Origin of the sequence: Nonomuraea sp. NPDC049655 (genome assembly GCF_044465465.1) — a bacterium.
GTDB lineage: Bacteria > Actinomycetota > Actinomycetes > Streptosporangiales > Streptosporangiaceae > Nonomuraea.
The window spans coordinates 114,098-126,252 of the sequence record NZ_JBITLS010000002.1; the positions used below are offsets into that span (position 1 = coordinate 114,098).

General features: G+C 74.6%; 12 protein-coding genes. 4 read left to right on the plus strand and 8 right to left on the minus strand.

Annotated features, from left to right (window positions below):
- Positions 1-69: 69 nt before the first annotated feature.
- The 5 genes from ACIBQ6_RS05830 to ACIBQ6_RS05850 all read right to left on the minus strand — a co-directional run bounded on the left by ACIBQ6_RS05830 (position 70) and on the right by ACIBQ6_RS05850 (position 3,323).
- On the minus strand, positions 70-525 hold the full coding sequence (locus ACIBQ6_RS05830) for an ATP-binding protein (RefSeq protein ID WP_358294920.1): 456 nt from the start codon (positions 523-525) through the stop codon (positions 70-72).
- Positions 526-635: 110 nt separating this feature from the next.
- The gene (gene crcB / locus ACIBQ6_RS05835; protein ID WP_397210424.1) at positions 636-1,001 is read right to left on the minus strand and encodes a fluoride efflux transporter CrcB; all 366 of its coding nucleotides are present in this window, start codon (positions 999-1,001) and stop codon (positions 636-638) included.
- Complete coding sequence (locus ACIBQ6_RS05840) at positions 998-1,756, minus strand: fluoride efflux transporter FluC (protein WP_397210425.1); 759 nt, start codon at positions 1,754-1,756, stop codon at positions 998-1,000. The genes crcB and ACIBQ6_RS05840 overlap by 4 nt, the downstream gene beginning before the upstream one ends.
- A 203-nt stretch (positions 1,757-1,959) precedes the next feature.
- Complete coding sequence (locus ACIBQ6_RS05845) at positions 1,960-2,538, minus strand: TetR/AcrR family transcriptional regulator (protein ID WP_397210426.1); 579 nt, start codon at positions 2,536-2,538, stop codon at positions 1,960-1,962.
- Complete coding sequence (locus ACIBQ6_RS05850) at positions 2,535-3,323, minus strand: SDR family NAD(P)-dependent oxidoreductase (RefSeq protein ID WP_397210427.1); 789 nt, start codon at positions 3,321-3,323, stop codon at positions 2,535-2,537. The genes ACIBQ6_RS05845 and ACIBQ6_RS05850 overlap by 4 nt, the downstream gene beginning before the upstream one ends.
- 132 nt (positions 3,324-3,455) lie before the next feature.
- Between ACIBQ6_RS05850 and ACIBQ6_RS05855 the strand changes: the two genes are divergently transcribed.
- From ACIBQ6_RS05855 to ACIBQ6_RS05865, 3 genes are all read left to right on the plus strand, one after another.
- A complete protein-coding gene (locus ACIBQ6_RS05855) occupies positions 3,456-4,442 on the plus strand; it encodes an aldo/keto reductase (RefSeq protein WP_397210428.1) in 987 nt (328 codons plus the stop codon).
- Between the two features lie 89 nt (positions 4,443-4,531).
- On the plus strand, positions 4,532-5,269 hold the full coding sequence (locus ACIBQ6_RS05860; RefSeq protein ID WP_397210429.1) for a 3-keto-5-aminohexanoate cleavage protein: 738 nt from the start codon (positions 4,532-4,534) through the stop codon (positions 5,267-5,269).
- 122 nt (positions 5,270-5,391) lie between these two features.
- Positions 5,392-6,480 (plus strand): serine hydrolase domain-containing protein, encoded by a 1,089-nt coding sequence (locus ACIBQ6_RS05865; RefSeq protein ID WP_358294933.1) that lies wholly within the window; start codon positions 5,392-5,394, stop codon positions 6,478-6,480.
- A gap of 17 nt (positions 6,481-6,497) precedes the next feature.
- Here the strand turns inward: ACIBQ6_RS05865 and ACIBQ6_RS05870 are convergent, their stop codons facing one another.
- The 3 genes from ACIBQ6_RS05870 to ACIBQ6_RS05880 are packed head-to-tail and all read right to left on the minus strand — an operon-like array spanning position 6,498 to position 8,915.
- Positions 6,498-7,157: a transglutaminase domain-containing protein gene (locus tag ACIBQ6_RS05870; protein WP_397210430.1), complete on the minus strand. Its 660-nt coding sequence runs from the start codon at positions 7,155-7,157 to the stop codon at positions 6,498-6,500.
- 59 nt (positions 7,158-7,216) lie between these two features.
- A complete protein-coding gene (locus ACIBQ6_RS05875) occupies positions 7,217-8,338 on the minus strand; it encodes a CU044_5270 family protein (RefSeq protein ID WP_397210431.1) in 1,122 nt (373 codons plus the stop codon).
- Entirely contained in the window at positions 8,331-8,915 is a 585-nt protein-coding gene (locus ACIBQ6_RS05880; protein ID WP_397161828.1) for an RNA polymerase sigma factor, read from the minus strand. Before ACIBQ6_RS05880 ends, ACIBQ6_RS05875 begins: the two co-directional genes overlap by 8 nt.
- Before the next feature lie 122 nt (positions 8,916-9,037).
- Between ACIBQ6_RS05880 and ACIBQ6_RS05885 the strand changes: the two genes are divergently transcribed.
- Positions 9,038-12,148, plus strand: coding sequence for a S8 family serine peptidase (locus ACIBQ6_RS05885; protein WP_397210432.1), 3,111 nt, complete (start codon positions 9,038-9,040; stop codon positions 12,146-12,148).
- Positions 12,149-12,155: the final 7 nt, after the last annotated feature.

Genomic DNA, 12,155 nt, shown 5'->3' on the forward strand with positions numbered 1-12,155 from the left:
CGTTATCGGATGATTACTGACATGCCGACTTCGTGTACCCCGGAACGTGCCGGGCCGGCGCCGGCCGGGCTAGGACCAGGGGAAGGCGCCGCCGGCCATGGTGCTGCTGAGGCGGCGATCGGCGGCGCCGGGGGTCTCCGAGGGCACCAGCATGCGCAGCCGCAGCCGCGAGCCGAGGCCGGTCCGCTCCAGCGCGACCGAGTCGCACAGCTGCTGGATCACCCACAGGCCGAAGCCGTGGGACGCGGTCGGGTCGACGCCCGCGGTGTCGAGGTGGTCGGGGGTCAGGCGGCCCGCGGTGTCCAGGATCTCCACGCAGACGCCGATCGGGTCCCGGGTCGCGGTGACCAGGCCGGCCGAGCCGCCATGGTCGAGGACGTTGGTGACGGCCTCGTTCACCGCGAGCACCAGGTCCTCCAGCCGCTCGCCGGACAGTCCGCTGTGGTGGCCGTGGATGCGCACCAGGTCGCGGATGAACGCCAGATCGGCGCTGATGGGACAGCGCAGCTCGAACTCCACAAGCATGATCGTCTCGTCTGTCGGAGGTCGGGAAGGGGTACGCCGGCCCCCTTCAGCTTTCCCGTCGAGCGATCGTCAAACGCGCCGGCCGCTCGCCGTCGAGCTCCTGGGAGGGCTCACGGGATGACGGCCTGGGCGAGGGCGATGCCGCACCAGGCCGCTCCGAGGCCGGCCGCGATGCCGGCCACGGCGTTGAGCGCGGCGTAGGTGCGGGCGCCGTTCTGCAGCAGCCGCAGGGTCTCGTAACCGAAGGTCGAGTACGTGGTCAGCGCCCCGCACAGGCCCGTGCCCAGCAGGGCCTGCACCGCGCCGGTGGCGGGCAGCGCCAGCAGGAAGCCGAGCAGCGCCGAGCCCGTCACGTTCACGGTGAAGGTGCCCCACGGGAACAGGCTGTCGTGCCGGGCCTGGACGGCGCGGTCGATCAGGTAGCGGGCGGGCGCGCCCACGGCGGCGCCCAGCACCACCAGCAGCAACGTCGTCACGGACGCCTCCCGCCGCGCGGAGCCCGCGCGGCCCGGTCGGGCGCGGCCCGGTCGGGACCGGTCTCGGCGGGGGTGGTCTCGGCGGGGGTGGTCTCGGCGGGGGTGGTCTCGGCGGGGGTGGTCTCGGCGGGGGTGGTCTCGGCGGGAGTGGCGAACCGGCCGAACAGCCCGCGGCCGAGCACCTGGCCCAGGAAGACCGCGGCCAGTGCCGCGAGCAGCGTGACCGCCAGGTAGGCGAGCGCCGTGCGCGGCTGCCCCGCGGCCAGCGCCCCGTGGGCGTCGGCGATGGTGGTGGAGAACGTGGTGAACCCGCCCAGCACCCCCACCCCCAGGAACGGCCGGGTCAGCGGGTGGGCCCGCCACACCTCGGTGATGGCCACCATCAGCAGCCCGATCAGCAGGCAGCCGGTGACGTTGACGGCCAGCGTCGGCCAGGCGAACCCGCCGGGCGGCACCGGGAAGGCGGTCAGGACGGCGTAGCGGGCGAGCGCGCCCAGCACGCCGCCGGCCGCGATGACGGCCAGCGTGGCGACCGGGGCGCGGGCCAGCTCGCCGCGCTGGGCGGGCACGTGGAGGTCGACGTCGGGATCGACCGCGGCCCGCGGATCGACCTGCGCGCCGGCGCCTCCGGCGGCATGCGCGCCACCGGCCTCCACCCCTTCGGCGGCGTGCGGGGATCCGGCCGCCGCCCCTTCGGCGGCGGCGTGCGCGCGGCCGGGTTCAGGTTCGGGTTCGGGGGGACGGGCATGGGTCATGAGGCATCTCCTACCAGCACATGAGCGTGGCACATCTCTGGCAGGGACCGTTGGCGGCGACACCGCGGTTACCCCCGGACGGGCGGGAGGCGGCGGGCCCCACCGCCGCGGCTCCCGGCACGGGAAGCCGCCCCCATCATACCGGCGACCACCCCACACCCCACCGCCGAGAGGTGTCCCCCACAGGCAACCGGCCCCCGGCGTCAACCGCCGAGCGACAACCAGACGCGGTCGGGCAGGACGCGGGCCGCCTCGTCCAGGTCGATGTCCGGCGCGCCCGCCAGCCACCGTCTGCTCACCTCGGCCACCGGCCCGATCAACAGCATCTCCACCTGCGCCGCCGGCAGCCGCGCCACCGTCCCCTCCGCCATGCGCGCCCCGATCCAGGCGTTCAGCCGGGCCAGCCGGGACGCCTTGGCCGCGGCGATGCGCTCGGCGTACGGGCCGAGGTCCAGCGCGTACGGCGCCGCGTGGATGAAGCGGGCCTTGCCTGGGTGCGAAGCGGTGAAGCCGAGGTAGGCCGTCACGGCGTGGCGCACGCCGTCACGGGCGTCGGCGGTCTGCTCGGTGACGGCGACCAGCGTGTCGAGCAGCTCGTCCATGCACCGGCTGTACAGCGCGGCGGCCAGCCCTTCCAGGCTGCCGAAGTGGTGGTAGACGCTGCCCATGCTGACGCCGCTGCGCGTGGTCACCGCCCGGAGGGTGAAGTCGGCGGGGTAGACCTCCAGGGCGGTGTCCAGGAGCCTGCGCACGGTCTCCTCGCTGCGCCGGTGCCGGGTCATCGCACCGCGGCCAGCGCCTCGGCCTCGTCCCAGACGCGCCGGGCCAGGTCGGCGTCCAGCGCCGGGCCCTGCAACGGGACCTGGCGGCCCTGGTCGAAGTACCGGCCGGTGCCGGCAGCCCCGGTCAGGGAGACGACGTGCCGCGCTCCTTCCTCGGGCGCGGCCCAGCTGCGCTTGGCGGCCTTGAGCAGCCAGCCGAGCGGGCCGCGGCGGTCGCCGAGCCCGGTGCGGATGACGCCGGGGTGCACGGCGTCGATCGTGATCCCGGCCGTCCGCCAGCGTTCGGCGAACAGGGGCACGGTCAGCAGGTTGCACAGCTTGGTGTCGGCGTACGTGCGCATCGGCGAGAAGGCTGCGCCCACGGCCGTGCGTCCGGGTTCGGCCCGGCCCTTGACGTACAGGCCGGCGGTGACCTGCACCACGCGTCCGAGCCGGTCCTCCAGCAGGTGGTTGAGCAGGAACGGCGCCAGGTGGTTGACCGCGAACGACTCCTCCAGCCCGTCCTCGGTCAGGACGCGGCGGGCGGGCCAGAGGCCGGCGTTGTGGACGAGCACGTCGATGCGCGGGCAGCGGTCCAGCAGGTCGCCGGCCAGCCGCCGGACCGACTCGGCCGTGGTGAGGTCGCCCGTCACGGCCTGGACGTCGCCCCCGATCCGCGCGGCGGCCTGCCGGCCCCGATCCGCGTCCCGCGCGACCAGCAGCACCGTGTGCCCGTCGCCGGCCAGCCGTTCGCACACCGCGTACCCGATGCCCCGGTTGCCGCCGGTCACCACCATGATCGACATATCAGAGCATTTTTCTAGAGAAATGATCTAATTTCAAGAAGATGGCCGGTCCGGCTTGACCTGGAGTTCGCTCCAGCCCCCAGACTCCCGTTCCGGGGCCTCGTACAGAACGTGACGAACTGGGGAGACAGCATGAAGTACCGGACGATCGGCACGAACCCGGACACCCGCCGCGAGGTGAGCGCGCTCGCCCTCGGGGCGATGTTGTTCGGGTCGGTGACCGACGAGAAGACGTCGTTCGCCATCCTCGACCGCTACGCCGAGGCCGGCGGGACGTTCATCGACACGTCCGACAACTACGCCTTCTGGGTGGACGGCGGCCAGGGCGGGCAGAGCGAGGAGCTGCTCGGCCGCTGGCGGCGCAGCAGCGGCGCCGGGGACGAGATCGTGATCGCCACCAAGCTGGGCGCGCGGCCGCTCGCGCCGGGCACCAGCTACGTCGACAACGCCGAGGGCCTGTCCGCCAAGATCATCAGGGAGTCGGCCGAGCGCAGCCGCGAACGCCTCGGCGTGGACCGCATCGACCTGCTCTACGCCCACATCGAGGACCGCACGGTGGAGGTGGCCGAGACCGTCGAGGGCTTCGGCGTCCTGGTGGCCGAGGGCACGGTCGGCCTGCTCGGGGCGAGCAACCACGCGATCTGGCGGGTGGAGCGGGCCCGCGCCCTGGCCGCCGCCTCGGGGGTGGCCGGGTACGAGGTGCTGCAGTACCAGCACAGCCTGCTGCGCCCGCGCTTCGACGTGCCGGAGTCGATCTTCCAGGACGGCAGCCTCGGCCACGCCGGAGCCGAGCTGCTGAGCTACCTGCGTGCCGAGCCCGCCCTCACCCTGGTCGCCTACTCGCCGCTGCTCGGCGGGGCCTACACCCGGCAGGACAAGCAGGTGCCGCCGGACTACGACCACCCCGGCACCCCGGCCCGCATGGCGGTGCTGCGCGAGGTCGCGAAGGAGTGCGGGGCGAGCCTGAACCAGGTGGTGCTGGCCTGGCAGATCGGCTCGGCGTTCCCGGTGATCCCGCTGGTCGGGGCGTCGTCGGTGGCCCAGCTTGAGGAGAGCCTGGCCGCCGTGGACCTGGAGCTGACCGACGACCAGCGCGCCCGCCTGGACGCCGCCCACTGAAACCCCGCCCGCCCGATGCCGCATAGGGCTCGGGGAAGCGGCCGGGACGCCGTGCCTGAGCCCGATTCGCCCGGGTAAGGATGGGGCTCATGTTCATCAAAGCGTGTCTGAACGGAAGCCGGGCGGCGGGCGAGCACCCCCGGCTGCCCCTGACGCCCGCCGAGCTGGCCGCCGACGCCGTGGCCGTGCGGCGGGCGGGGGCGGGGGCGGTGCACGTCCATCCGCGGGACGCGGCGGGGCACGAGTCGCTGGGCGCCGCCGACGTCGGGGCGGCGACGTCGGCCGTCAGGGCGGCGGCGCCTGGGCTGCCCGTGGGCGTGTCCACCGGCCTGTGGATCACGGGCGGCGACGCCGCGGCCCGCCTGGACGCGGTGACCGCCTGGGCGGAGCTGCCCGCCGGCGCCCGTCCGGACTTCGCCTCGGTGAACCTGTCGGAGCCGGGGTTCGGCGAGCTGGCGCGGACGTTGCTGGCGGCCGGGATCGGGGTGGAGGCGGGGGTGTGGACGCCGGCCGACGCCGCGACGCTGACCGCCTCGGGCCTGGCCGGACGGATGACGCGCATCCTCGTCGAGGTGATCGACGCGCCGTCCGAGGAGGCCGTCCCCCGGGCTGCGGCCATTCTGGACCGCCTGGACGGGTCGCCCGCCCCCCGCCTGCTGCACGGCGAGGGGCCGGCGACGTGGCCGCTCGTGGCGGAGGCCGTACGGCGGGGCCTGGCCACCCGGATCGGCCTGGAGGACACGCTGCTCGACCCGGACGGCGGCCCGGCCGAGGACAACGCCGCCCTCGTCGGCCACGTCCTGGCCATCGCCCGCCCCGGCGGGTAGAAGGCAGCGCGCCGGGTGGTAGGGACAGCCCCCGGATGAGGGTGGGTGGTGCCGTGACTGTGGCGAAGCCGCCGATTCGCCACAGTCGGGACATAGCTTGATCGACGCGACAAGGAGTCCCGATGCCTTCCTCCGCCGCCCGGCGCGCACTCGCCCTGCTCGTGATCGTCCCGCTGGCGCTCGCACCGATGGCTCCGGCGTTCGCCGCCGAGCGGGCGCCGTCGGTGCAGTCGCGGCTGGACGCCCTCACCGCCTCCCCCGACGTGCCCGGCGCCGTGGCCTACATCCGCCACCCGGACGGCCGGACCACGACGGTCGTCTCCGGCACCGCGCGGCGCGGCACGAAGCAGCCCATGCCCGGCGCCGACGGCCGGTTCAGGATCGCCAGCGTGAGCAAGTCGATCATCGCGGCCACCGTGCTGAAGCTGGCCGACCAGGGCAAGGTGAACCTGGACGAGCCGGTCGAGACGTACCTGCCGGGGGTCATCCGCGGCAAGGGCATCGACGGACGGGACATCACCGTGAAGATGCTCCTGCAGCAGACCAGCGGCCTGCCGGACTTCACCCCCGTCGCCGACTGGTCGAAGATCGGCAAGCAGGACCTGCTCAAGCTGGCCCTCTCCCTCGAACCGACGCCGCGCGGCCGGTTCGCCTACTCCAACACCAACTACATGGTCCTCGGCCTGGTCGCGCAGGCGGTGACCGGGCGCGACTTCCGCGTGGTCAGCCGCGACCTGGTGCTGAAGCCGCTGGGCATGCGGGACACGTACTGGCCGGCCGAGGGCGAGACCGGCATCCGCGGCCCGCACGCGCACACCTACGGCGTGCACCCGCTGCACCCGAAGGACGGCGTCGTCGACGTGACCCGGCTGCCCGGCCACGCGCTCGGCGCCAGCGGCGGGCTGGTCTCGACGCCGCGCGACCTGAGCACGTTCTGGCGGGCGCAGTCCGTCACATCCGGTTCGTACGTCGACGTCGACCGGCCCGGCTGGCCCAAGGGCGCCCGCTACGGCTACGGCGTCATGGAGATCCCGCTGAGCTGCGGCGGGAAGTTGTGGGGGCACGGCGGCGACGTCCCGGGCGTGTCCACCTTCAGCGGCCGCGACCGCGACGGCCGCACGGTCACCGTCTACGCCACGGGTTCGGCCAACGGCGGCAAGGCCCGCGATCTCCTGATCGCCGCCTTCGACACCGCCCTGTGCACCCGCTGACCGGCCCCGCGCGCCCGCTAGGCGGACCGCCGGCTCAGCACGGGATCGGCGACCAGCCGGGCCGCCGGGCACGACGTCTGGCCGTGCTTCCGGAACAGCTCGTCCCGAGAGCCGAAGTAGCCCAGGTCCGCGCGGACCCGGGCGGACAGATCGCACTTGGGTGAGGACGTGCCGTCCCAGTCCACGACCGTCCGGGTGACGGCGTCGAAGAGGGTCTCGGGGCCGTCGTTGCCGAAGCCGGAGGTGACGCACAGGCCGTCGAACAGCTCGGAGATCGGCCCCCAGGCCCCGTCGAGCAGGAACTCCGGCCAGGCCAGGATGACGTCGTCGGGGACCAGCGCCCGCATCCGGGGGAAGCGCGAGTGCCAGAACGCGCCGTCGACCACCCGGCCCCTGACGCGGGTGGCGATCCCCCGGGCGCGGGCCAGCGACTCCAGCACGGCCATGCGCTGGCTGCACGAACCCCGGCCGCGGGCGACGGTCACGGAGACCGGCTGCTCGTCGTTCATCGCGTACACCGGGCGGACGGTCCGGCTGATCAGGCTGTGCGCGGCGCGTACCAGGGCGCGCGGCGGCGTCCCCTCTCCGGGGAGTCGCGCGGCCAGGGCGGTGACGCGGGGGTGATGCCAATCGAGGATGGCCGTGGCGGCGGTGCCGAATAGTCCCCCTTCACTCATGCCCGCCACGGTAGCCCGCCCCCTTCGGGAACGTGCCGCCGCCCCCGTCGCGACGTGGGTCAGCGGTTCATGTCACGGCGCAGGGCCGGGAGCCGGGGCTCGTCGTCGGTCCAGGCGGCCGTCCTGATCGCCTCGTACGAGCGGTCCTGGCCGATCGTCGACTCCAGGGCCAGCGGCAGGCCGGTGGCGGTGTCCACGACGAACCGGTATCGCTCACCCGGCCCGGCCGGCCGGCTGACCGCCTGGCCCTTACGGCCGAGCGGGTCGGTGGCCTCGTTCTCCGCGCTCGCCCCCGGGAGCGCGGCCAGCATGCGGTACGTCGCCGCCCGCACCTCCGGCGAGGTCGGGAAGTTCATGACGAGCCGCACGCCGGTCTCGAAGAGCTGGGCGTTCATGTCCACCCGCTCCTTGCCGTACCCCTTGGACACGACGCGTTCGAGGGTGTCGCGCAGCCCTTCCGGGGTGGTCGGCAGGGCGTTCAGGGTGGCGGGCGTCATAGGCGTGCCCAGCAGGGTGAGCGTCTTGCCGCTGTCGTCGCGTACGGCGTCGCGCTCGCCGGGGCCGGCCTGCAGCTTCACCGGGGGCGTGCCCCCGCTCAGGGTCCAGGTCCGGGGGGAGCCGGCGGCGCGCCAGGCCGTCTCGTCCTCGGGCGTCGCCGGCTCGGCGCCGAGGTCCTGGCGGATCACCCAGGTGGGGCGGTCGGCCGCCTTGGGGAGCCAGAGCTCGATCGAGCGGGTGGTCTTGAGGGTGTAGTGGCCGCCGGGCGCGCGTTCGTACCGGCCGATGACGCCGTCGCGCCTCCAGTACGCGCCGTCGCCTGCGACGGGGGTGACCGAGCCGGCGGCGGCCAGCAGGATGTCACCGGCCGAGAGCCGGGCGGGCGCCGCGGATGCCGCGGGTGTCGAAGGCGTCGAGGGGGCGGTGAGGAAGGTGGCGGCCACGGTGACGGCGGCCGCCCCGGCCAGGCTCGCCCCCACGAGCGGCCAGCGCCGCCGACGCCTCCCGCCGTCCGGCAGTGCCCGCAGCGCCGGGCGCCGCTCCTCCCCGCGGACGCCGGCGTCCATGGGGGAGGCGTAGGCGTCGGCGAGGCGGGCGCGGCCGTCGGCCAGCACCTCGGGGGTGGGGGGCGGGGCCGCGTAAAGGTCGCGGATCAGGGTCAGGTCCTGGTTCAGGTCATCCACGGGAGTCTCCAAGCAGGGGATTGACGCCGCCCAGGGCGGCGCGAAGCTTCCTTCTGATGCGGTTCAGCCGGGAACCGACCGTTCCCGACGGGATGTCGAGGGCCTGGCCGATCTCCTGGTAGCTCAGGTCGGCCAGCGCCAGGAGCAGCAGGACGTCGCGGTCGGCGTCCGGCATCGCCTGCAGGGCCGCCACCAGGTCGTCCTTGACGCCCGCCGCCGCCAGCCGTCCGGCGACCAGGTCCTCGTGCCCGTCCTCGGCCTGTTCGCCGGTGAGCGTCCCTTCCGGCGCCCGTTGCATCGCCTGCAACCGGCGCAGCTCGCTCCGGCGGTGCTGGGCGACGACGTTGGTGGCGATGCCGTACAACCAGCCGCGGACCACGCCACGGCCGGAGTCGAAGCCGGCCCGGCCGTGGAAGGCGGCCAGGAAGATCTCCGCGGTGAGGTCGTCGGCGGCCTGGGTGCCGAGGCGGCCGGCGACGTACCGGTGGATCTCGGGAAAGTAGCGGTCGTAGAGCACCCCGAACCTCTCGGGGAGGCGCAGGGACTCGGCGATCGCCTGCTCGTCCTCGACCGTCATGGTTTGTGTCACACCCCTACTTGGCGGGAGCGCCCGTCCTTCTTCACGCCCTCTCAGCCTGTGAAGAGGGGGCGGGCATTCCGCCAAGAAGACATGTGATCCTCAGAACGACAGCGGTCTCAGTGACCATCGCGCTCCTCGGAGCCGTCCCTTCCGGCCTGCCGGCCCCGCCGGGCGGCCCCGCCCGTACCGTGACGCTGATCACGGGAGACCGGGTGAGCCTCGTCGCCGACGGCGTGCGCGTCGCGCCCGGCAAGGGCCGTACGGGCGTCGTCTTCAGCACGGAGAAGATCGGCGACCGGCTCCGCGTCGTCCCCGGCGACGCCGTCCCCCTGCTGGCCGCCGGCCGGCTCGACCCCCGCCTGTTCGACGTGACGACCCTGCTGGAGTACGCCCCCGGCGCCCTGCCCCTCATCGTCGCGGGCCCGGACGCCGCCCGCCGGCCGGGCCTGGCCGCCCATGGCATGGCGGTGACCCGCGACCTGCCCGCCGTGAACGGCGCCGCCGTACGGTTCGACGCCGCCGCCGGCTCCTGGCCGGACCTCAGGGCCTCGCTCGCCTCCGGCACGGGAAAGATCTGGCTCGACGGCCGGGCGTCCCTGTCGCTGGACGCCAGCGTCAAGCAGATCGGCGCCCCCGCCGCCTGGGAGAAGGGCTACACGGGCGCCGGGGTGAAGGTCGCCGTCCTGGACTCCGGCATCGACGACACCCACCCCGACCTGGCCGGCAAGGTGGCGGCCCGCCGGAACTTCACCGACACGGACACCGCGGCCGACCTCACCGGGCACGGCACCCATGTGGCCTCGACCATCGCCGGGACCGGCGAGCGTTACCGCGGTGTCGCGCCGGGCGCCACCCTGCTGGACGCCAAGGTGTGCGCCGACCGCTGGTGCGCGGAGTCGGCGATCCTGGCCGGCATGCAGTGGGCCGCCGAGCAGGGGGCCAAGGTGGCCAACCTCAGCCTCGGCTCGCCGGACGCCCCCGGCCTGGACCCGCTGGAGGAGGCCGTCCGGACGCTGACCGAGCGGTACGGCGTGCTGTTCGTCGTGGCCGCCGGCAACTACGGCAAGCCGGGCACCGTCGCCTCGCCCTCCACCGCGGACGCGGCCCTGTCGGTCGGCGCGGTGGACCGTGCCGACCGCCTGGCCGTCTTCTCCAGCACCGGTCCCCGCACAGGCGACTCGGCGTTGAAGCCCGACATCACCGCGCCGGGCGTCGCCATCCGCGCCGCGCGTGGCAAGGACTCCCCCGGCGACGGCCCGTACGCCGAGATGTCGGGCACCTCCATGGCGGCCCCGCACGCCGCCGGGTCGGCCGCGATCCTGGCCGGGCTGCGCCCGGACTGGACGCCTGAGCAGCTCAAGGCCGCCCTCATGGCCACTGCCCGGCCGCAGCCCGGCACCGGGATCTACGCCCAGGGCGCGGGCCGCCTCGACGTGGGCCGCGCGATCGGCCAGACGGTGACCGCCTCCCCCGCGTCGGTCAGCTTCGGCGTGCTCGCCTGGCCGCACGACGACGACGAGCCGGTCACCAGGAAGCTGGCCTACCGCAACGACGGTCCTGAGCCGGTGACGCTGCGCCTGTCGGCGCGGGCCGGCGCGGACGTGTTCGAGGTGTCGCCCGGCACGCTGACCGTCCCCGCGGGCGGCCGGGCGGAGGCGACCGTCACCGCCGACACCCGGGGCGACGTGGCCGACGGGCCGCTCGGCGGCTACCTGGAGGCCACCGCCGGGGACGGCACGACCGTGAGCACGCCGCTCGCCGTGGTCAAGGAGGGCGAGAGCTACGACCTGACCCTCGACCGGCCGGGCGCCGCGGACGCGCTGACCACCCTCTACCGGACGGACGTCGACCGGAAGGACTGGAACCCGGTCACCGTCCAGCCTGGCGGCAGGGTCACGCTGCGGCTGGCCAAGGGCACCTACGTCGTCGACAGCCGGTCCACGGACGGCGAGGGTCTGACCATGCTCGTCCATCCCGGCCTGCGCCTGGACCGGGATCAGTCCCTGCGGCTGGACCCGGCTCAGGCGCGGCCGGTGTCCATCGCGCCGCCCGACCCGGCGGCCAAGCACCTGATGACCGAGGTGACCTACAGCGGCCGCACGCGGGACGGTTCCCCCTACTACCTGGGCGCGGACGCCACCATGTTCGACGCCGCGCCGGGCATTCGCACCGCGCAGGTCGGGGCCGGCCGGTACGACCTGCTGACCAAGGTCGCCGGCCAGTGGGCGGTGCCGGGCCCGGACGGCGACCTGGCGGGCAGCGCTCAGGCGTACCGGCTGGCGTGGTTCGTCCAGGGCCAGGTGCCGACCGGCTTCAGCCGCCGGGTCGGGCGCGCGGACCTGGCCACGATCCGCAGGGACTACGGCGCGCCGGCGGCCGGCGCGGACGCGAGCGCCGCGAGCGCCGCCTGGCCCGCGGAGGGACGGTTCTTCAGCATCATGTTCGTGACCGACTTCCGGCCCCCCTTCACGCACACCGAGTACGTCAACACCGGCGGCGGTCTCCGCTGGCAGAACATGTACACGGAGACGGGCCCGACCTGGGGAGCCGACCTGATCTCGACCCCCCGCAGGTACGAGGCGGGACACGCCTACGACGAGACCTGGAACCGCGGCGTCTTCGGTCCCGCGCCGGTCACCGAGGAGGGCACTCCTCCCGTCTCCCGCGCGGGCGACGTGATCTCCGCGTTCCCCTTGCTGTACGCCGACGGGGCCGGTCATCCGGGGATGTCGAGCGTGTCCAGGGCGCGGATCGCCCTCTACCGGGACGGCGAGCTGGTGGCGGAGGAGCCCGCTCTGGGGGCGCGGTTCGGCGTGCCGGCCGGGGAGGCGGCCTACCGGCTGGAGGTGACGGCCGAGCGCGGCCCGGAGCTGCTCTCCACCCGTACGGCGGTCGCCTGGACGTTCCGCTCAGCCGGTGGCCGGGACGGCGCGCTGCCGCTGCCGGTCGTCGTCTTCTCGCCCCCGCTGGACCCGGCGAGCGGCGCGCCCGCCGGCCGGGCGTTCGCGGTGCCGGTGTCCGTGCGCGGGCAGGCGGGGGCGGCGCGGGAGCCGGCCGTGGAGGTCTCCTACGACGACGGCCGCACCTGGCGGGCGGCGAAGGTCGCGGGCGGCGCCGTACGGCTGCGCCATCCGGCCGGGGCGGGCTTCGTCTCCCTGCGCGCCCGCGCCGCCGACACCGGAGGCAACACCGTGGAGCAGACGGTGATCCGCGCCTACCGGATCAGGTGACCCACCG

Excerpts from the sequence above, each read along its gene's own strand:
- ACIBQ6_RS05830 (WP_358294920.1), bottom strand. The coding sequence starts at position 525 with ATGCTTGTGGAGTTCGAGCTGCGCTGTCCCATCAGCGCCGATCTGGCG.
- ACIBQ6_RS05840 (WP_397210425.1), bottom strand. The coding sequence starts at position 1,756 with ATGACCCATGCCCGTCCCCCCGAACCCGAACCTGAACCCGGCCGCGCG.
- ACIBQ6_RS05845 (WP_397210426.1), bottom strand. The coding sequence starts at position 2,538 with ATGACCCGGCACCGGCGCAGCGAGGAGACCGTGCGCAGGCTCCTGGAC.
- ACIBQ6_RS05850 (WP_397210427.1), bottom strand. The coding sequence starts at position 3,323 with ATGTCGATCATGGTGGTGACCGGCGGCAACCGGGGCATCGGGTACGCG.
- ACIBQ6_RS05855 (WP_397210428.1), top strand. The coding sequence starts at position 3,456 with ATGAAGTACCGGACGATCGGCACGAACCCGGACACCCGCCGCGAGGTG.
- ACIBQ6_RS05860 (WP_397210429.1), top strand. The coding sequence starts at position 4,532 with ATGTTCATCAAAGCGTGTCTGAACGGAAGCCGGGCGGCGGGCGAGCAC.
- ACIBQ6_RS05865 (WP_358294933.1), top strand. The coding sequence starts at position 5,392 with ATGCCTTCCTCCGCCGCCCGGCGCGCACTCGCCCTGCTCGTGATCGTC.
- ACIBQ6_RS05870 (WP_397210430.1), bottom strand. The coding sequence starts at position 7,157 with ATGAGTGAAGGGGGACTATTCGGCACCGCCGCCACGGCCATCCTCGAT.
- ACIBQ6_RS05880 (WP_397161828.1), bottom strand. The coding sequence starts at position 8,915 with ATGACGGTCGAGGACGAGCAGGCGATCGCCGAGTCCCTGCGCCTCCCC.